This is a genomic window from Brachybacterium zhongshanense (genome assembly GCF_055385755.1).
In genome coordinates this window covers 1,454,690-1,472,813 of sequence record NZ_AP043790.1, presented here as the reverse complement: position 1 = coordinate 1,472,813, position 18,124 = coordinate 1,454,690, and the positions used below count along the sequence as shown (strand labels likewise).

The 18,124-nt window shown below is 70.4% G+C and carries 19 protein-coding genes and 1 tRNA gene; 10 read left to right on the top strand and 10 right to left on the bottom strand.

Annotated features, from left to right (window positions below):
* The first annotated feature begins 128 nt into the window (after positions 1-128).
* Positions 129-731, top strand: coding sequence for a MarR family winged helix-turn-helix transcriptional regulator (locus ACZ5AJ_RS06705; RefSeq protein ID WP_464138226.1), 603 nt, complete (start codon positions 129-131; stop codon positions 729-731).
* On the opposite strand, the gene ACZ5AJ_RS06700 is transcribed toward ACZ5AJ_RS06705, so the two are convergent.
* Positions 725-1,840: a helix-turn-helix domain-containing protein gene (locus tag ACZ5AJ_RS06700; protein WP_464138224.1), complete on the bottom strand. Its 1,116-nt coding sequence runs from the start codon at positions 1,838-1,840 to the stop codon at positions 725-727. The genes ACZ5AJ_RS06705 and ACZ5AJ_RS06700 overlap by 7 nt on opposite strands.
* A 152-nt stretch (positions 1,841-1,992) precedes the next feature.
* A tRNA-Pro gene (locus tag ACZ5AJ_RS06695) sits at positions 1,993-2,066 on the bottom strand.
* Positions 2,067-2,338: 272 nt separating this feature from the next.
* On the opposite strand from ACZ5AJ_RS06695, the gene ACZ5AJ_RS06690 reads away from it, so the two are divergent.
* The 7 genes from ACZ5AJ_RS06690 (at position 2,339) to ACZ5AJ_RS06660 (ending at position 7,671) form a co-directional block, all read left to right on the top strand.
* Positions 2,339-3,424 (top strand): intradiol ring-cleavage dioxygenase, encoded by a 1,086-nt coding sequence (locus ACZ5AJ_RS06690; protein WP_464138223.1) that lies wholly within the window; start codon positions 2,339-2,341, stop codon positions 3,422-3,424.
* Positions 3,425-3,482: 58 nt separating this feature from the next.
* Positions 3,483-4,586: a DUF881 domain-containing protein gene (locus ACZ5AJ_RS06685; RefSeq protein WP_464138221.1), complete on the top strand. Its 1,104-nt coding sequence runs from the start codon at positions 3,483-3,485 to the stop codon at positions 4,584-4,586.
* Positions 4,583-4,915: a small basic family protein gene (locus ACZ5AJ_RS06680; protein ID WP_464138220.1), complete on the top strand. Its 333-nt coding sequence runs from the start codon at positions 4,583-4,585 to the stop codon at positions 4,913-4,915. Before ACZ5AJ_RS06685 ends, ACZ5AJ_RS06680 begins: the two co-directional genes overlap by 4 nt.
* Positions 4,912-5,667, top strand: a complete 756-nt coding sequence (locus tag ACZ5AJ_RS06675; protein ID WP_464138218.1) for a DUF881 domain-containing protein — start codon at positions 4,912-4,914, stop codon at positions 5,665-5,667. Before ACZ5AJ_RS06680 ends, ACZ5AJ_RS06675 begins: the two co-directional genes overlap by 4 nt.
* 127 nt (positions 5,668-5,794) lie before the next feature.
* Positions 5,795-6,238 (top strand): FHA domain-containing protein, encoded by a 444-nt coding sequence (locus ACZ5AJ_RS06670; RefSeq protein WP_464138217.1) that lies wholly within the window; start codon positions 5,795-5,797, stop codon positions 6,236-6,238.
* 4 nt (positions 6,239-6,242) lie between these two features.
* On the top strand, positions 6,243-6,932 hold the full coding sequence (ftsR, locus tag ACZ5AJ_RS06665; protein WP_464138215.1) for a transcriptional regulator FtsR: 690 nt from the start codon (positions 6,243-6,245) through the stop codon (positions 6,930-6,932).
* 154 nt (positions 6,933-7,086) lie between these two features.
* Positions 7,087-7,671, top strand: coding sequence for a MerR family transcriptional regulator (locus ACZ5AJ_RS06660; protein WP_464138214.1), 585 nt, complete (start codon positions 7,087-7,089; stop codon positions 7,669-7,671).
* A 294-nt stretch (positions 7,672-7,965) separates the two neighbouring features.
* On the opposite strand, the gene ACZ5AJ_RS06655 is transcribed toward ACZ5AJ_RS06660, so the two are convergent.
* Complete coding sequence (locus tag ACZ5AJ_RS06655; RefSeq protein ID WP_464138211.1) at positions 7,966-8,757, bottom strand: ParA family protein; 792 nt, start codon at positions 8,755-8,757, stop codon at positions 7,966-7,968.
* A 241-nt stretch (positions 8,758-8,998) separates the two neighbouring features.
* Between ACZ5AJ_RS06655 and ACZ5AJ_RS06650 the strand changes: the two genes are divergently transcribed.
* On the top strand, positions 8,999-10,021 hold the full coding sequence (locus ACZ5AJ_RS06650) for a methyltransferase domain-containing protein (protein WP_464138210.1): 1,023 nt from the start codon (positions 8,999-9,001) through the stop codon (positions 10,019-10,021).
* Between the two features lie 6 nt (positions 10,022-10,027).
* Here ACZ5AJ_RS06650 and ACZ5AJ_RS06645 read toward each other — a convergent pair whose 3' ends face one another.
* On the bottom strand, positions 10,028-10,726 hold the full coding sequence (locus tag ACZ5AJ_RS06645; protein WP_464138209.1) for a TIGR03085 family metal-binding protein: 699 nt from the start codon (positions 10,724-10,726) through the stop codon (positions 10,028-10,030).
* Between the two features lie 162 nt (positions 10,727-10,888).
* Here ACZ5AJ_RS06645 and ACZ5AJ_RS06640 point away from each other — a divergent pair, with 162 nt between their 5' ends.
* Complete coding sequence (locus ACZ5AJ_RS06640; protein ID WP_464138208.1) at positions 10,889-11,557, top strand: TetR/AcrR family transcriptional regulator; 669 nt, start codon at positions 10,889-10,891, stop codon at positions 11,555-11,557.
* Positions 11,558-11,666: 109 nt separating this feature from the next.
* Here ACZ5AJ_RS06640 and ACZ5AJ_RS06635 read toward each other — a convergent pair whose 3' ends face one another.
* The 6 genes from ACZ5AJ_RS06635 to ACZ5AJ_RS06610 all read right to left on the bottom strand — a co-directional run bounded on the left by ACZ5AJ_RS06635 (position 11,667) and on the right by ACZ5AJ_RS06610 (position 18,052).
* Positions 11,667-12,770, bottom strand: a complete 1,104-nt coding sequence (locus ACZ5AJ_RS06635) for a Gfo/Idh/MocA family protein (protein WP_464138206.1) — start codon at positions 12,768-12,770, stop codon at positions 11,667-11,669.
* Positions 12,767-13,504, bottom strand: a complete 738-nt coding sequence (locus ACZ5AJ_RS06630; protein ID WP_464138205.1) for a sugar phosphate isomerase/epimerase family protein — start codon at positions 13,502-13,504, stop codon at positions 12,767-12,769. Before ACZ5AJ_RS06630 ends, ACZ5AJ_RS06635 begins: the two co-directional genes overlap by 4 nt.
* Before the next feature lie 298 nt (positions 13,505-13,802).
* A complete protein-coding gene (locus ACZ5AJ_RS06625; RefSeq protein ID WP_464138203.1) occupies positions 13,803-14,804 on the bottom strand; it encodes a sugar phosphate isomerase/epimerase family protein in 1,002 nt (333 codons plus the stop codon).
* Positions 14,805-14,857: 53 nt separating this feature from the next.
* Positions 14,858-15,997: a Gfo/Idh/MocA family protein gene (locus ACZ5AJ_RS06620; protein WP_464138202.1), complete on the bottom strand. Its 1,140-nt coding sequence runs from the start codon at positions 15,995-15,997 to the stop codon at positions 14,858-14,860.
* A gap of 149 nt (positions 15,998-16,146) precedes the next feature.
* The gene (locus ACZ5AJ_RS06615; RefSeq protein WP_464138201.1) at positions 16,147-17,130 is read right to left on the bottom strand and encodes a PAC2 family protein; all 984 of its coding nucleotides are present in this window, start codon (positions 17,128-17,130) and stop codon (positions 16,147-16,149) included.
* A 118-nt stretch (positions 17,131-17,248) separates the two neighbouring features.
* Positions 17,249-18,052, bottom strand: coding sequence for a sulfite exporter TauE/SafE family protein (locus tag ACZ5AJ_RS06610; protein WP_464138199.1), 804 nt, complete (start codon positions 18,050-18,052; stop codon positions 17,249-17,251).
* Positions 18,053-18,124 lie beyond the last annotated feature (72 nt).

The window sequence follows — 18,124 nt, the reverse complement described above, 5'->3', positions numbered from 1 at the left end:
TGGAACGTCGAGGACATGACCGCAGCCGCCATCGGGGCCGGACTGCGTGGTGCCGCCCATCCTCCCACATATTGCTAGCTGAACTAGATATGTAGCCCCGCTAGATGGATGCGCACTATCATCGATCCATGGACCGAACGGGGGAGAGCAGTCGGACCGGTTCGCGAAGGGGCCGGGAGCGCTCGGAGATCTACACCCTCGGATCCAGCGACCCGCGCAGTGAGCTGACCTCGACGGAAGGGCTCGGAGAGCAGGACGTAGCCCAGATCGACGACCTCATGCGCGCTCTGGCGGGCCTGCGGCAGGCGGAGAAGGAGCTCTCCGAGGCGAGTCTGCGCTACATGAGGCTCAACGAGACCGACATGCGGGCTCTGCACTTCCTGATCGTCTGCGAGAACCGCGAAGAGGTCGCCACGCCCGGCGCGATCGCCTCGCAGCTGGAGATCTCGACGGCGTCGACCACCAAGCTGCTGGACAGGCTCGAGCGAGGAGGGCACGTCCGACGCAGGTCCCACCCGAACGACCGTCGGGCGCTGGCCATCTCCATCGAGCCCGCGACGCGCGCCGCGGCGATGCGCACCGTCGGAGCCCAGCATGCCGGGCGCTTCCGTGCAGCCGCCCGTCTCAGCCCGCACGAGCGCGAGGTCGTCATCGGCTTCCTGGAGGACATGGCCTCGCAGATCTCCGTGGACGGGGTCGAGTGGGCGCAGCCCCCCTCCGGCGCTCAGTGAGCCGTCGGGCTCCGATGCGGTTCCGGAGCCGCTCCTCCGGCGCTCCCCCCGTTCCGCCAGCCGGGATCGTCCGCGGCGAGGGCGTCGATCAGCCGCTCCGCGTCGGCGCGGCCGCCGGCTGGCAGCGTCATCAGGTCGGCGAGGATGAGCGGGACGGGCGCGAGGGGGCTGTCCAGCACCGAGGGGTCCTGCGGGACAGCGATGACCACGTCCGCATCGGCGGCATCGCAGGGCAGCAGGCCCAGATGGTCCGCAGCCGCAGCTGACGACTCCGCGTACAGCGCCAGGAGCCGACGGCGGCGCCCGGGAAGGGCCTCGTCCCCCAGGAGGCGGCGGGCGGCCTCGGAGCCGGTCAGCGTCATGCGCACCGGGCTCGACCCCGCTGCGGAGAGGGCGGCATCGATCCCGCGGGGTGCGGCCAGATGAGCCGAGGCGTGATTGGTGCCGAGGCAGGAGTAGTCATCGGTCCAGCGACCGATCAGGCGCCGACGGTCCACGCGCTGCACTGCGCCGTTCTCGGCGCGATCGACGATTCCTTCGCGAGCGAGCGTCGGCAGCAGCTTGGAGACGGAGCCGGGGGAGACCCTCGCGAGCGCCGCGAGCTGACGCACCCCCATCGGTGCGTCGTGCTCGCACAGTGCTCGGACGATGCGACTGACCGCCACCCCGTCGAGACGGATCACCGCCGAGGGGCGACCGGCGCGAGGTGAGCGCGGTGCGCCCTGCCCGGTGAGCAGCAGCAGCGGATCATCGCTGACGACCCGCACCCATCCGGAGGAGTCCGCATAGCTGATGCCCTCCTCCGCGAGTGCCGAGCGCAGAGCTTCGCCGATGTAGTCGGACGCGTATAGGACGGGGAGGCCTGCGCTCCGTCGAAGCTCCCGGAGAGCAGGGAGGAGCCGACCGACGGCCGCCCCGGAGGGGTGCGCCTCGATGCAGAAGGATGCCCGAGCCTCTCCCGAGGCGACGAAGGACACCACGGCCTCTCCCAGTTCGTCGGCACGGGGAGCCTCTCGCAGCAGACTCCAGCTGGAGGAGAGGAGCCGCTCGATGCTGTGCAGGGCTTCGCCGAGCACGGGGGAGGCGTCATGTGCAATGGTTCCGTGCAAGGGAAACAGCCTGGCGCGAGAAACGCTCGGCAGCTGCGGGTCCGCCTCGCAGGAATGCACCGAGGAGAGGATCGCTCATCGCCGGACAGTGCGATCGCCGGACAGCACAGCAGGAGGGCCGATCCCTCCGGATCGGCCCTCCTGCTTCTCGGTCGGGCTGACAGGATTTGAACCTGCGACCCCTTGACCCCCAGTCAAGTGCGCTACCAAGCTGCGCCACAGCCCGAGACGCTCCGTCTCCGGAGCAACGAGCTAAACCCTACCCCCACCAGGCCCAGAGCGGAAATCGAGGGTGCGTGACCTGCCGCACGCTCCGCTCGTGAGCCGCTCCCGGCCGCGCCGCTGCGGCTCCGACCGCTGACCCTCCGATGCACAGTCGGCGCACAGGCGATCGCGAAGGTTCCTCAGCATCGGGGCGCTTAGCGTCGGTCGCGTCCCGAGCCGATGACACCAAGTCGTCGGCACCGGGCAGAAGTCACGAGACGGCAGGAGCAGAGCATGGAATCACACGACAAGAGACTCGACGAGGCGCCCGACGGCACCCTCAGCTATCAGGGGAGGGAGCTCGCCCATCAGGATGAGCCGCTGGCGGACCAGGGGCTCGGCTTCGACCTGCGCACCATCGTCTGCCGACGCACCGCCCTGGCGGCGCTCGGCGCAGGGGCGGCGGTGACCGGTCTCGCCGCCTGCAGCACCTCCGAGGACGCGGACAGCACGGACACGGGCACCTCCGCCGCCTCGGACGGAGGGTCCGACTCCACCGCGGACGGCGAGATCCCCGAGGAGACCAACGGTCCGTATCCGGCTGACGGCACCAACGGAGTGAACGTGCTGACCGAATCCGGGATCGTCCGCAGCGACATCACCTCCAGCTTCGGAGACTCGACCACCACCGCACCCGGGGTGCCGATGACTCTGACCCTGACGATCACCAACCTCGACGAGGACAATGCACCCTACGAGGGTGTGGCCGTCTACGTCTGGCACTGCACGGGCGACGGCCTGTACTCGCTCTACTCGGAGGGGCTGGAGGAGGAGAACTTCCTTCGGGGCGTCCAGGTCGCCGACGCCGAGGGCGAGGTCACCTTCACCAGCATCTGGCCCGGTTGCTACGCCGGTCGCTGGCCGCACATCCACTTCGAGGTCTATCCCGACGCCGACTCCATCACGAGCACCGACAACCTGCTGGCGACCTCGCAGGTCGCGCTTCCGCAGGACGTGTGCGAGACGATCTATGCGCTCGAGGACTACGACGGCTCCGCCCAGAACCTGGCGAACATCACGCTGGACTCGGACAACGTCTTCGGTGACGACGGCGGCGAGCTCCAGCTCGCCACGGCCGACGGCGATGCGGACAGCGGCTACACGGTCACCCTCGACGTCGCGATCGATCCGACCACGGAGCCGGGGGTCACGGACTCGGCCCCGGCCGTCGGCGGATCCGGGGCCTCGGATGCAGGAGGCGGCCCCGGCGGGGGCGAGCCTCCGAGCGGCGGCGGCCCCTCGGACGGCGGCGGCGAGCCCCCGTCGATGCCCGATGGCGAGAGCAGCCTCGTGGGCAATCAGCTCGTCGGCTCCCGCTGACCGACGGGGCAGGGGGCGCCCTCGCGCCGGTGCACCTCCATCGCGCTAGGGTGCCTCCATGCCCGAGCACACGCACAGGTCGTCCGAGGACCCGTCGCCGCGCTCGCGGACAGAGCGCGGCGACGGGAGCACGGGAGCCGGCCGCGCCCTGAGCGAGGAGATCGCCGGTGGCGCAGGGGAGGGGGCCGAGCGCGCGAGAGGGACGGAGGAGAAGCGGGAGAGGCGGAGCCGCCAGGGTGAGAAGCGGCCGGCGCCCTTGCGCGAGGAGCACAGCACCCCGCACGGCGAGACGCCCTACTCGCCGGTCTCCATGCTGCGCGCTCTGACCACGGATCCCCTCGATGTGGAGGAGCTGCGGGGCACCGATGGCCGCCACGAGGAGACCCATCCGCCGGACACCCGCTTCACCCGGCTCCTGACGGTGTGCGCCGCGGTCGTCCTCGGCTTCGCGGTCGCGGTCTCGGCGATCGATCTGCGTGCCGACGCCGTCGCCGAGGACAGCCCGCGAGCCCTGCTGCGTGCACAGGTGGAGGACTCCGACGCCCGGGCCGATGAGCTGACCGCTCAGCAGCAGGAGCTCGAGGATGAGATCGCCGCGCTCCAGGAGACCGTCCTCTCCGGCGCCGACGACGGGTCGGCGGAGAGGATGACCAGCAGCGAGATCGCCGCCGGGGCGGTCGCGCTCACCGGTCCCGGCCAGGTCCTGACCCTCGACGACTCCGTCGCGCTGCCGGCGACGCCGGGAGTCGAGGAGGGCACCATCAACAGGGTCACCGACGGTGATCTCCAGATAGCCGTGAACGGCCTCTGGGCCGCCGGGGCCGAGGCGGTCTCCATCAACGGCCAGCGCATCACCTCCACCACGGCGATCCGCACCGCGGGGTCCGCCGTCCTGGTCGACTTCCGAGCTCTCTCCCCGCCCTATCGCATCACTGCGCTGGGCGATCCCGATGCCGTGCGCTCCGGCCTGGAGGACGGAGCGGCGGGAGAGTACCTCGCGGACATCTCCTCCCGGTACGGCATCCGCCTGTCCTGGGAGAGCTCGGACGGGCTCGACGTCCCCGCTCGCAGTGCCGGTACCCTGCGGGAGGCGTCGGCGACTCCGCCCGCCGCGGAGGCGAAGGGCTCGCCCTCGGGGCCCGCCGAGGAGGAGGACTCATGATCGCGATCATCGGACTGATGCTCGGCATCGTCGTGGGAGTGATCGTCCAGCCCGACGTGCCCGTCGTCCTGCAGCCCTATCTCCCGATCGCTGTGGTGGCCGCGCTCGACACCCTCGCGGGCGGCCTGCGCGCCGCCCTCGACGGGAAGTTCGATGCCCATGTGTTCATCACGTCCTTCCTCTTCAACGTGCTGATCGCCGCCTTCCTCGTGTTCCTCGGCGATCAGCTGGGCGTCGGCTCCCAGCTCTCCACAGCCGTGATCGTCGTGCTCGGCATCCGGATCTTCTCCAACGCCGCTGCGATCCGCCGCAGCCTCCTGCGCTCATGATCGACGGCACCCGCACCCCGGAGACGCCCGAGCAGCAGCGGCAGGTCTGGGCTCGTCTGCGCCGGTCGCTGCGCCCGCGGGCCAACGGCCGGCAGCTGATCGTCGGCCTGCTCTGCTTCCTGGTGGGCGTCTCCGTCGTCGCCCAGGTGCGCCAGCATGACGAGTCCGCACTCGACGGCGCCTCCCAGCAGGAGCTGGTGCGCCTCCTGGACGAGTCCGATCGTCATGTCTCGGATCTCGAGTCGGAGAACGAGGACCTGGATCGCACCCTGGATGCGCTCCGCTCCGATCAGGAGGACGGCGTGGCCGCGCAGAACGCCGCCCAGGAGAGGCTCGAGGATCTCGAGATCCTGGCGGGGACCTCGCCCGCCTACGGACGGGGCGTCCAGATCCGCATCGGTGATCCGGAGCGGACCGTCCGCGCCAGCACGCTGCTGGGAGTGATCCAGGAGCTCCGCAACGCGGGCGCCGAGGCGATCCAGATCGACGACGTGCGCGTGGTCGCCTCGACCTCCGTCACGACGTCGGACTCCGGGGTTCTGATGGTCGACGGCACCGAGCTGAGCGCGCCCTACGAGATCCTCGCCATCGGGGATCCGACGGTCATGGAGCCGGCCCTGAAGATACCCGGCGGAGCATCCGACGACGTCGGGGCCGACGGCGGGACGTTCACGGTCTCGGTGTCGGAGGACGTGCGGATCGAGGCGGTGGTCGAGCTGAGCGGCACGGAGGGCACCTCGGTGGTCAAGTGATCGTCAAATCCTCGCCGCATGGGCTCCCAGGAGCCCTGAACACGCCTCTCGCGTGCGAGGATGGATCCGCTGTAACCTTGAGCATCCGAGAATCGGAGGCGGCTGCAGGTCAGGGAAGGGGTGCACGGTGTCGATGAATGCCGAGTGGAACGACGACAATCTCGATCACACGTCGAAGCTGAGCGCGATCTCGCCCAGCGACCCGGTCGAGGACACGGACCCCGGCCTCACCTCGCAGGACCGCAAGGCGATCGAGAACCTCCCCCCGCGCTCCGCCCTGCTGATCGTGCGCAAGGGGCCGAACCTCGGCGCCCGCTTCCTCCTGGACGCGGACACGACGGTCGCAGGCCGTCACCCCAACTGCGAGATCTTCCTGGACGACGTCACGGTCTCCCGCAAGCACGCGGCGTTCGTGCGCGATGGCGACGGCTTCCTGGTGCGCGACCTCGGTTCGCTCAACGGCACCTATGTCGGTCGTGATCGGGTCGACGAGGTCCGTCTGGATCCGGGCCAGGATGTGCAGATCGGCAAGTACCGTCTGACCTACCATCCGTTCCGCGGGACGGAGTGATCTGATGCCGGCCTCCGCATCGCGCAGGCCGGGTGCTTCGCCCTCGGCGCGGCTCAGCATCGGTCAGGTGCTCGAGAGCGTGCGGGACGAGTTCCCGGACCTCTCCCACTCCAAGCTGCACTACCTCGAGGCGGAAGGGCTCATCAGCCCTCAGCGCACGCCCGCCGGGTACCGCAAGTACTCCTCGGCCGACGTCGAACGGCTCCTGTTCGTCCTGCGCGCACAGCGTGACCGCTTCTGGCCGCTGAAGGTCATCAAGGAGCACCTGCTCGAGCATGGGGTGGACTCCGAGGTGACGTCGATCGCCTCTCGCCCGGGCCCCTCGAAGACAGTGCGCCCCGTGCGCATGTCCCGCGCCGAGCTCGCGGAGAAGGCCCGCGTCGACGAGGAGTTCCTGGGCGAGCTCGAGCAGTACGGCATGCTGCCCGAAGGACTGCTCCAGTACGGTTCGACGGAGCTCGAGATCACCACCGCCGCCCGGGACCTCGCGGACGTCGGACTGCATCCTCGGCATCTGGTGATGCTGCGCACGTCCGCCGAGCGCGAGGCGCACATGATCCGCTCCGTGGTCACGCCGCGCGCTCGCTCCAGCAACGCTGCCGCGCGGGGCGAGGCCGAGGATTTCGCCCGGGACCTGGGGGAGTCGATGATCGCTCTGCACAGCGCCCTGCTGCGCACCAAGCTCCGAGGCTGAGAGGGAACCGCCGGGACGGCATCGTTTCTGTCGTCATCCGTCATCATGCCGTGACCTTCGTCCGGCGCGTTGCTGTCGGTGGCCGGTGCCCGCACGCTACCCTGACGGGGAGCTCTCATCCTTCCCCCTGGAGAGCCGGATATCGGAGGTTGCTGTGAACGCCACGCATGGCGATGATCGTACGGCGCAGTCCACGGTGCCCGCGGAGCCCCAGCAGGGCGTGCTCTTCGACGAGGTCGTGGACACCCCCGGCGAGCTCGGGTACCGCGGTCCCGCCGCGTGCAAGGCGGCCGGCATCACGTATCGCCAGCTGGACTACTGGGCCCGGACCGGCCTGGTCGAGCCCGGCGTCCGTGCCGCCAAGGGATCAGGGACGCAGCGCCTCTACGGCTTCCGTGACGTGCTGGTCCTCAAGGTCGTCAAGCGGCTCCTCGACACCGGTGTCTCCCTCCAGCAGATCCGCGTGGCCGTGGCCGCCCTGCGAGAGCGGGGGATCGACGATCTCGCCCAGATCACCCTCATGAGCGACGGCGCCAGCGTGTACGAGTGCACCTCCGCCCAGGACGTCTTCGATCTGGTCCAGGGGGGCCAGGGTGTGTTCGGGATCGCCGTCGGCCGCGTGTGGCGCGAGGTCGAGAACGACCTGGCAGTGCTGCCCGGTGTCGATCCTGCGGATGATGCCGAGGTCGCCCTGCACGATGAGCTCGCAGCACGTCGCCGTTCCCGCCAGGCCGGCTGACGACGGCACCGCTCTTTCCGTCAGCTCCCTTCGACATCTTCTGAGATCCTCCGAGCTGCCTCGCGCATGCAGCAGGTGACTTGGCGCGGGAAAGCGCCCGATGGCCGGCGGGGACATGCGCCAGCACGCCCTTGCACGTTCAGCGCGCCCTAGCACGTTCAGCGGACGACGGGCGGCGAGCCCCTCAGGGGCTCGCCGCCCGTCGTCAGTTCGAGAACCTCTTCGCGCGGCTGTGGCTCCGTCGGGCCACGGCGTCTCCTCCGGGCCGCGGCCAGGCAGAGCCGCCGGACAGGCTCAGGAGTGCTGTCGGGAGTCGAGGACAGTCCTGAGCAGAGCATCGAAGTCCGCGGTGAGGCGCTTCCCGGATGCCCCTTCATAGCGATGGAGGGGGACGGCGCCTCCCTGCGCCTGCTGGAGACCGACGCGCTCCTCGATCACGGGCTCGAGGACGAGATCGCCGAACAGCTCCCGGAGCTCGGCCAGACGGTACTGATGCTCCACGGAGCGCGGTCGGTAGCGGTTGACCACCAGACCCAACGGCATCAGACGGGGTGCGAGGCCATCCTGATGCATCTCGGTGGCGAGCTTCAGCGCCCGGTCGGCGGCGGTGACGGCGAAGAACCCCGGCTCCGAGACCACCAGGGAACGATCGGAGGCCGCCAGAGCCATCTGGGTGAGCCCGTTCAGTGACGGAGGGCAGTCTATGAGCACCAGATCGTACTGGTGGGTCCGCTTGTCCAGCGCCTCTCGAAGGCGGCGGACCTCGCGGGTGGTCGCGGTCGGCGCGTCCATGAGCGCAGAACGGTTGGTGCCCGGGATGATGTCGAGATGAGAGGGCGCATCCTCCGCCCAAGGGGTCGGCACGATCGCGCGATCGACCGTGTCGGTGCGAGGGGAGGAGATCACCTCGGCGATGTCGAGACCTGTCGCCGGGACTCCCGTCAGGCCGAGGGTCGAGTCGCCCTGGGGGTCGAGGTCGATCACGAGGGTGTTCACCCCCTGATGCAGAGCGGCGGACGCCAGGCCCAGGGTCACGGACGTCTTGCCGACGCCGCCCTTCAGGGAACACACACTCACGATGAACACGGAGGCAGTCTACCGATGCGAGACGACCGTCGGCTGAGCGACGCGTCAGCCGGACAGCACGTGGGACGGACGTCGCGCACCGACGGGACGAGCGCCGCACCGACCGGGGGCGGGCGGTAGCCTTCTCCGAGCACGACAGCAGCGCATCGCACGGGCTCGATATCGCCCCGCGGGCGCCCCGGGGCCGCGAGGACCAGGTCCGCGGGGCGACCAGGATCGAGGACCTCCAGGACAGGACGGTATGGATACGGAGCACGACATCGTCCTCGAAGTTCTCGAGGGCTGCGCGGAGAGCGCCCTGGCAGAGGCCTCGGCTCTCGGGTCCGCTCGCATCGTCGGACCGACGGAGCTCGAGCTGCGCTGCGGCGACCTCGACGCGGTCCGGTCCCTGCGCTGCGCGGTCGCCGCCTACATCGCGGTGACCGCGCCCGCGCGTCGTCCTCGGGAGCTGCTCGAGACCTCGGTGATGCAGCGGATCGCCGGCGCGATCGCGGACATCCGCCGGCAGCGCCCTCGACAGCGGTTCCGAGGTCTGCGTCTGGCGGCCGCCGGAGACGGCACCCCGGAGATGCGTCGCATCGCCGAGGAGCTCGCCGCTCTGGCCGGGCTCGACGTGGACGACACCGACGGAGAGCTGCTGGTGAGGGTGCGCCGCGCCGAGACGCCGGAACCCGCCTGGCAGGCGCTGCTGCGCACCACCCCGCGCCCGCTGGCCACCCGTGCATGGCGCACGGTGAACTATCCCGGTGCGGTCAACGCGACGATCGCCGCGAGCGCGCTGGACCTGCTCGACGTCGGGCCTGAGGACGACGTGCTCGACATGACCTGCGGCTCGGGCACCTTCCTGATCGAGCAGCTGCACCGCACGGCTCCTCGTCGAGCGATCGGCGTGGACCTGGATCCTGCCGCGATCGATGCCGCCCGTGAGCACCAGCGCGCCGCACGGAGACGGGGCCGGGTGGACTGGACGGTCGGTGACGTGCGGGAGGTCGACGTCGAGGGCGGCTTCACCCGGATCCTGACCAATCCTCCCTGGGGCACGCTGCACGGCGAGCACGGCTCCAACCAGCAGCTGCTGACGGACCTGCTCGCCCGGGCCGACGAGCTCGGCGGCCCCTCAGCACGACTCGGCGTGCTCACCCATGAGATCCGGCGCATGCATGCCGTCCTGGAGGCGGATGCGAGCGGTTGGCGGCCCGTGCTCGAGCATCGCTTCTTCCAGAAGGGGCATCATCCACGGCTGTTCATCCTCGAGCGCGGGTGATCAGCCTCAGAAGCCTCGTCGGCCCTCGGCGAGAGCCTGCAGCGCACCCTCGTCCCCGTCGATCCTCACCCGCGCCACGTCGTCGCGGCCGCTGACCCACAGCAGCAGCTCGAGCGGATCCCCGTGCACGCGCAGGGCGCCCCGGGAGTCATGGGGACCTCGGGATGGCCGGTGCAGGCCGCCCCGCGGCGAGACCAGGGTGACGTCGACGGGGACCCTCAGCATCGCTCGCGACATCAGCTGCAGCGAACGCCACGCATCGTCCATGGTCCGGGCATCGAGATCGCGCGGCGACCAGTCGTCCTGCGCACGCAGGAGATCCTCATGGTGGATGATCAGCTCTCCTCCGCCGGAGAGCCTGTCGGCGTGTCGTACCGGGGAGGCGAGCGATGGGCCCTCGCGCAGGAGGTCGACCTTGCGGCCCCAGGACAGGGCGAGGAAGCGGTCGTCGGCCGCACGGGCCTTCTCGCCCAGCGCACCGGGCAGGCGGCTGCCGAGCATCAGATGAGGGAAGCGCTCACGGTGCAGCAGATGGTCGAGCAGCTCGAGGGCGTCCCACCCGGGGAGGATGGTCGGCGCTGTCGGACCCAGGCGCTCGAAGTCGTCGGCGAGCGCCGCCCGCTCGTCCCCCCGTGCGTGGGGAGAGTCGTCGGACGTCGCATCGACGGTGCCCGTGGAGGGTGTGCTGGGAGTGTCGGAGCTCATGCCACCCACAGTACGGCTGGGGGAGCGCGGACGACACCCGCAGCGCGTCGCAGCAGGCTGACGGCACCGGGCGAGTCCTGACGGCACCGGATGGGATCGGATGAGCCGGTACGAGGGCCGAGATCCCTCGGGACCGGATGCAGGGGCCGTACTCTGATGCGCATGAACGATCGTCCGGTCCCGCGCACCTATCTGAAGGGGGAGGAGCGTCGGGCGGAGATCCTGGATCGCGCCATCGAGGTCATCGCGGAGCAGGGGGCCGGCGCTTCGCTGCGGGCGATCGGCGAGTCGATCGGCGTCTCCCACGCGGCGCTGCGCTACTACTTCTCCTCCCGGGACGAGCTGCTGGTCGAGGTGTACAGGGAGCACGAGGCGCGCAATGATGCCGCCGCCGAGGCGGACAGCGGCGCGGAGGGCAGCGAGGGCCCGACGTCCGAACCGGTGGCTTCGATGGAGGCCAGCGCGGAGCGCAACCGCGCGATCCCCGGGCTGGTGGAGCTGTATGCGACGCTGACCACCGATGCGCTGCGGGGCGACCTGCATCCTCATGCGCAGCAGTTCATCACCGAGCGATTCCGACGCATACGCGCGGGCATCGCCGAGGAGATCCGAGCGGGGCAGGCTGCGGGAGCTGTCGCCTCCGACATCGATCCCGCCTCTGCGGCGGCTCTCGTGATCGCCGCATCCGACGGACTGCAGCTGCAGTGGCTGCTGGATCCTGAGGACGTCGACATGCGCAGCGCGCTGCATCTGCTCGAGCGGATCCTGCCCTCGCAGGTCGGCCCCGAGCGGACTGAGGGCCCCGAGCGGACCGAGGGCGGAGCGGACTGAGAGCAGGGCATGCCGAGCGCCGAAGGGCGCGGTCCGTCCATGCGGACCGCGCCCGTCGGCGCGAGGTGCTGCCCGCGAGCCTCAGGCTCAGTGCAGGCTCAGAGAGTGCTCAGAGGGCTGGGTTGCGCGGATCCCAGCCGTCGGGCAGCGGGGAGACGGGCTCGACCTCGGAGGAGATCCGCACGGGCTCGCCGGTGCGGGCGGCCTCGTCGATCCCCAGCAGGACGTCCAGGACGTGGGAGGCGACGGTCCCGGAGGCGCGCTCGACACCTCCGGAGCGGATCGAGCGGACGAGATCCACGACGCCGGTGCCGCGACCGTAGTCGCCCTCGGGCGCGGCCAGGGTCTCGGGCTCGTCGGAGCCTGCGCGGTAGAGGGTCGAGTCGCCGTCGAAGTTGTTCGGATCCGGAAGGACGATGGTTCCCTCGGTGCCGTTGATCTCGACGAAGCCAGCACGGGGGAGGGCGTGCTGGAAGGACAGCGTGGTCTGCGCGGAGCGGCCCTGCCCGAACTCGATGAGTGCGGCGTGGTGGGTCGGCACCTCGACGGGGAACTCCTCGCCCTGGCGGGGGCCGGAACCGATGACCCTGGTCTCGTGGGACTTCGAGGAGACCGCATGCACGCGGGTCGCGGAGCCGAAGACGTGCACCAGGGTGGTCACGTAGTACGGGCCCATGTCGAACAGCGGGCCGGCGCCCTTGGCGTACAGGAAGTCCGGGCCGGGATGCCAGGACTCGGGGCCGGGGACGTGGAACATGGTGGTGGCGGTCAGCGGCGTGCCGATGTCTCCGCGGGCGATCGCCCGCAGCGCGTTCTGGATGCCGGGTCCGAGGACGGTGTCGGGGGCGCAGGCGACGCGGACACCGGCGGCGTCGGCGGCCTCGAGCAGCTCGCGCGCGGAGGCGTGGTCCAGCGCAAGGGGCTTCTCGCTCCACACGTGCTTGCCGGCGGCGACGATCTGGCGACCGACCTCTGCATGCACGGCGGGGATGGTCAGGTTGACGACCACCTCGATGTCCTCACGGGCGAGGAGCTGCTCGACGCTGCCGTGCCCGGCGATGCCGTACCTGTCGGCCTGGGATGCGGCGCGCTCGTCGTCGATGTCGGCGATGAAGCGGACCTCGACGTCGGGGAAGCGGGTGAGGTTGTCGAGGTATTGGGTCGAGATGTTCCCGGCCCCGATGATCCCGATGCCGGCGGGGGTGGTGCTCATCGGTCGTTCTCCTTCAGCCATGCGAGCGATGTGGTGATTCCTTCGAAGATGTCTCCGCCGTAGGCGTCGAACTCGACGACGCGCAGGGCGGACGGGGCGGCCGACAGGATCGAGCGGACGTCGATCTCGCCCGATCCGGCCGGCTGCTGACGGGCGGTGTCTCCGTCGAGCGTGCCGTCCTTGACGTGGATCAGCTGCACGCGCTCGCCCAGTCGCTCCAGCAGCGCGGGGACGTCCGCGCCGCCGACGGCGGCCCAGTAGGTGTCGAGCTCGAGCACGGTGCGCGGGTCCAGGAGATCGGCGAGGACCTCGAGGGCATGCCGCCCGTCGATCAGCGTGGACAGCTCCCAGGCATGGTTGTGGTACCCGAAGCGCAGACCTCGCTCGTCGGCGAGCGCAGTGAGCTCGCCGATGCGGGCGGCGGTCGCCGAGATCTGCTGGGCGTCGGCCCAGCGCTCCGCAGGCACGAACGGATCGATGACGACCTGCATGCCGAGCTCGACCGCTGCGTCGAGGGTCGCGACCGGGTCCTCGGCGTCGATCACGGGGGCGTGGCCGGAGTAGGCGGCCAGCCCGGTGGCGGAGAGTGCGGCGGCGTACTCGTCCTTGCGCAGGTGGAAGGCGTACGGCTCGACGCGCGTGAAGCCGATCTCCGCGAGCCGGGCGATGGTGCCCGGCAGGTCGGACTCGATCGCCTCCCGCACGGAGTACAGCTGGACGGAGGGTGCGGACACGGAAGCTCCTTCGGCTCTGGTCTCGTCCTGGACGGGCGGCGGGGACGGCACGACGCGTCAGGGCGCCGGGGCCGTCCCCGTCAAGATTCTTCCATTGGAAGAATCCTCGTGCCCGGCAGTCTATGTGCATCCTGTCGAGCACCGGAACCGGCCTGCTGTGTGTCCGGCATCACGTGCCTGGCCCGGGTACGGGTCGGCCGCCCCTCGCGCGAGGGCGAGAGGCGGCCGACGCACGACCCGGTGATGCGTCCGCAGGATTCCCGAGGGCCGACGGCCGACGGTGGGGGAGCGCCGAGGATCAGTCCTGGCTCGAGAAGGCGGCATCGAAGGAGACCTCCGACGTCGGGTAGTCCAGCGTGCGCAGGAACTCGAGCGCCTCCTTCGCTCCGTGCAGACGGTCCATGCCCGCGTCCTCCCACTCCACGGAGATCGGTCCGTCGTAACCGATCGAGCGCAGTGCGCGGAAGGCGGCGTCCCAGGGCACGTCGCCTCGTCCGAACGAGACGAAGTCCCAACCGCGACGCGGGTCGCCCCAGGCCAGGTGCGATCCGAGGCGCGTGTTGCGTCCGGTGATGCGGACCCGGATGTCCTTGCAGTCGACGTGGTAGATGCGGTCGGCGAAGTCGGTGATGAAGGAGACCGGGTCGATCTGCTGCCACATGAAGTGCGAGGGGTCCCAGTTCAGGCCGAAGGACTCGCGATGGCCGATCGCCTCGAGGGTGCGCTGGGTGGTCCAGTAGTCGTAGGCGATCTCCGAGGGATGCACCTCGTGGGCGAAGCGAACCCCGCACTCCTCGAAGACATCGAGGATCGGGTTCCAGCGCTCGGCGAAGTCGCGGTAGCCGTCGTCGATGACCTCCTGGGGGACGGGCGGGAACATCGCCACGTACTTCCAGATCTTCGAGCCCGTGAAGCCGATGACGGTGTCCACGCCCATCTTCTTCGCCAGCCGGGCTGTGTTCTTCATGTCCTCGGCGGCGCGCTGCCTCACGCCCTCGGGATCCCCGTCGCCCCAGACCGCAGAGCCGACGATCGCCTGATGGCGGAAGTCGATCGGGTCGTCGCAGATCGCCTGCCCTTTGAGGTGGTTGGAGATGGCCCAGCACTTCAGTCCGTGCTTCTCGAGGATGCCGAGGCGCTCGGCGACGTAGGCGTCGTCGTCCCACCGGCTCGCGTCCAGGTGCTCGCCGGAGACCGCGATCTCCAGGCCGTCATAGCCCCAGCCGGCGGCGAGCTCGGCCACCTCATCGAGGGTCAGGTCGGCCCACTGGCCGGTGAACAGGGTGTGCGGATGCGCCATGGTGCAGCTCCTTGCTGTCGTCGGTGACTGTCGGATGTGCGGGATAGCGGAGATCAGAGGCGGACGGTCGCGCCGTCGGCCCCATCGGAGGCGATGACGGCATCCAGCACCCGCTGGAGCTGGAGCCCGTCGGCGAAGTCCGGGGAGAACGGCTCGCCGCCGTCGATCGCGACCAGAAGGTCGCGGGCCTGGTTGGTGAAGGAGTTCTCCCAGCCGAGGACATGGCCCTGCGGCCACCAGGCCTCGACATAGGGCTGCTCGGGCTCGGTGACCAGCACGCGGGTGAAGCCCTGCTCCGCGATCGGTGCGGTGCTGTCGAGGAACCAGAGCTCGTTGAGGTTCTCCAGGTCGAAGCTCAGGGCTCCGCGGGTCCCGTAGACCTCGATGATCAGCTGGTTCTTCCTGCCGGTGGCCATGCGGCTGGCCTCGACGGAGGCGATCGCCCCGCCGGAGAGCTCGAGCGTCGCCCAGGCGGCGTCGTCGACGGTGACGTGCTCCGGACCGTCCGGACCCGGACGTTCGGGGACCATCGTGGCCAGCCGACCCCGGACGGCGGTGACCCGCTGCCCTGTCAGATACTGGACCTGGTCGATCGCATGGGAGCCGATGTCTCCGAGCGCCCCCGAACCGGCGGTGTCCCGGCGCAGCCTCCAGGTCATGGGGGCGCTCTCGTCGACGAGCCAGTCCTGGAGGTAGGAGGCGCGGACCTGGCGGATCTCGCCCAGACGTCCGTCCTCGACGAAGCTCCGCGCCAGACGCAGCGCGGCGACGCGGCGATAGGTGTGTCCCAGGGCGGCGATCTGCCCGCGCTCCCGGGCCGCCTCGGCGGCGGCCACCATGCGCTCCGCCTCGGCCGCGTCGTTGGCGAGCGGCTTCTCGCACAGCACATGCTTGCCGGCCTCGAGCGCCGCGATCGCGATGTCGGCGTGCAGGAAGCCGGGCGTGCACACGTCGACGATGTCGATGTCCTCGCGGGCGATCACCTCGCGCCAGTCCGTGGCGTGCTCCTGCCAGTCCAGACGTCGGGCGGCGTCCGCGACGGCGGACTCGTCCCGGCCGACGATCACCCGACGGGCGATGTCAGGGACGTCGAAGGCGGCGGAGACGGTGCGCCAGGCCTGCGAGTGGGCACGGCCCATGAAGGCGTATCCGATCAGGGCGACACCGAGCGGTCGGTCGGGGGATGCGGTCACGTGGTCCTCCTGCGATCGTTTTGTTCGCGAGACACACTATGTCGCAGCGCACGTTCCGTCCATCAGGGGCCGGACACGTCGGGCCGGTCGTCGGCAGCGCCCCGGGGGAGCGGCGCCGGGGGACCGGTGGGCTCCGCCGCATCGGCGCCTCAGACGAGGCCGGGGCCATCCTCCGGGGAGCCGTCGTCCCCGTCTCCGCGATCGGTGCTGTCGGTGCCCGTCTGCCCGGAGTCCTCCTGGTCGGCGTCCTTCTGCTCCCCGTCGAGTCCGGCGAGGAACTGCTCGACCTCGGCCGCGATGTCCTCGGCGCGGGGGACCTCGGCGCCAGCGCCCTCGATCTGCATGCGGTCGAAGCGCTGCTCGAGACCGGAGACCATCTCCTGCAGCTGGGGCGCGTCGCGGACCTGGGAGGCGATGGACTCGCGCACGGGGACCGCCTGAGTCTCCAGGGCGTCGAAGGGCACTCGCGGACCCTTCTCCTGGTCGACGGCGCGCAGCAGGGCGATCGCCGCATCCGGATAGGGGATCTCGTGGAGGTACTGAGGCACGTGCGCGACCAGGCCCACGACCTCATGGCCGGACTCCGCCAGGCGCAGCGTCAGCAGCGCCGTGAACGGCGCCCTCAGACGGAACGTGCCCGGCATCGTGCGGCGGATCTCGATGGACTCCGGATCTCCGGCGAAGCGCGTCACCGCCAGCTCTCGGGTGTGGGGGACCGGAGCGGGGAAGCTCTGCAGGAGCAGGGTCCGCTCGACGCCCAGCTGGTCGACGACGATCCGCAGTGCGGTGGCCATACGCTCCCACTGGAACGACGGCTCGGGTCCGGTCAGCAGGAAGAAGGGCTCGCCGTCGGGATCTGTGACCTCGTGCAGGAGGATCTCGGGGCGCTCGTACTCGTCGAAGTGGTCCAGCGCCAGGGTGACCTCGGGGCGTCGGCCCGCATAGTCGTACACCTGATCCATGTCGACCCGGCCGACCACTCGGCTGGGCAGCGTGTTCAGGAGGTGGTCGTCGACGATGCCCTGAGCGGCGCCGGCATCGCTGAAGGCCCCGAGGGTCACGATCAGCGTGCGACCGCGCAGCGCGCGCGAGTCCACATGGCGCTCGTAGCTGAACAGGGTCGTCGGATCCATGGTGACCTCCGGACGTCGTGGTGGGTGGCATCCCCGTCAACGACGCCCGACGGGACCGTATTCCCCGTTGCCCGACGATCGATGTGGCCTTCCCCGCGTCGACCTGCGGAGGCCCGTCTCACCGGAGGAGCTGCGCGGAGTCGACCGCCAGCCGGACGGCGAGCGCCGCGGTCACGATCAGGAACACGACGCGCACGAAGCCGGATCCGTGGCGGATCGCCAGTCGGGCCCCGAGATACCCTCCCGCGACGTTGGCGAGCGCCATCACCGCCCCGAGCAGCCACCACACCTGGCCCTGCACCCCGAAGACCAGCAGGGCGCCGAGATTGGTGGTGAGGTTCGCGAGCTTCGCATGGACGCTCGCCTCGAGGAACCCGTACCCGAGGACGGCGACCATGAGGATGATGAAGAAGCTCCCGGTGCCCGGCCCGAGGAGCCCGTCGTAGAGTCCGACGCCGATCCCGATCGCGGCGGTGCGCAGGACATGGCCGCGACCGCGGTGGCGCGGGGTGTGGTCGAGGCCCATGGTGGGCCGCGCGAGCGTGTAGGCGCCGACGCCCAGCAGCGCCGCCAGCACGATCGGGGACATCCACTCCTTGGGGATCGCGCTGGCCGCCACCGCGCCCGCGGCGCTCCCCAGCGCGGCGCAGACCACGAGCGGCACGACCGTCGCGGCGACGGGCATCACCCGCCGCACATATGTCGCGGCGGATACCGCGGTGCCGGCGGCGCTGGCGACCTTGTTCGTCCCCAGCACCGTCGCCGTCGACGTGTCCGCCGGCAGCCCGGTCAGGAGCGCCGGCAGCTGGATCAGGCCGCCTCCGCCGACGACCGCATCGACCCAGCCGGCGATGAAGGCGGCACCGACGAGCAGAAGCAGGGTCAGCGCACCGAGCTGGGCGATCTGGTCGAGCAGGGGCATGGTCATAGTGAACACCGTGCGGGACGCCCCGGGATTCCGCCCTCGACCCTCCGGGCGGCCGCGTCCGAGCGT

Coding starts and splice junctions, on each gene's coding strand:
- ACZ5AJ_RS06705 (WP_464138226.1), top strand. CDS start 129: ATGGACCGAACGGGGGAGAGCAGTCGGACCGGTTCGCGAAGGGGCCGG.
- ACZ5AJ_RS06690 (WP_464138223.1), top strand. CDS start 2,339: ATGGAATCACACGACAAGAGACTCGACGAGGCGCCCGACGGCACCCTC.
- ACZ5AJ_RS06685 (WP_464138221.1), top strand. CDS start 3,483: ATGCCCGAGCACACGCACAGGTCGTCCGAGGACCCGTCGCCGCGCTCG.
- ACZ5AJ_RS06680 (WP_464138220.1), top strand. CDS start 4,583: ATGATCGCGATCATCGGACTGATGCTCGGCATCGTCGTGGGAGTGATC.
- ACZ5AJ_RS06675 (WP_464138218.1), top strand. CDS start 4,912: ATGATCGACGGCACCCGCACCCCGGAGACGCCCGAGCAGCAGCGGCAG.
- ftsR (WP_464138215.1), top strand. CDS start 6,243: ATGCCGGCCTCCGCATCGCGCAGGCCGGGTGCTTCGCCCTCGGCGCGG.
- ACZ5AJ_RS06650 (WP_464138210.1), top strand. CDS start 8,999: ATGGATACGGAGCACGACATCGTCCTCGAAGTTCTCGAGGGCTGCGCG.
- ACZ5AJ_RS06645 (WP_464138209.1), bottom strand. CDS start 10,726: ATGAGCTCCGACACTCCCAGCACACCCTCCACGGGCACCGTCGATGCG.
- ACZ5AJ_RS06640 (WP_464138208.1), top strand. CDS start 10,889: ATGAACGATCGTCCGGTCCCGCGCACCTATCTGAAGGGGGAGGAGCGT.
- ACZ5AJ_RS06635 (WP_464138206.1), bottom strand. CDS start 12,770: ATGAGCACCACCCCCGCCGGCATCGGGATCATCGGGGCCGGGAACATC.
- ACZ5AJ_RS06625 (WP_464138203.1), bottom strand. CDS start 14,804: ATGGCGCATCCGCACACCCTGTTCACCGGCCAGTGGGCCGACCTGACC.
- ACZ5AJ_RS06615 (WP_464138201.1), bottom strand. CDS start 17,130: ATGGATCCGACGACCCTGTTCAGCTACGAGCGCCATGTGGACTCGCGC.
- ACZ5AJ_RS06610 (WP_464138199.1), bottom strand. CDS start 18,052: ATGCCCCTGCTCGACCAGATCGCCCAGCTCGGTGCGCTGACCCTGCTT.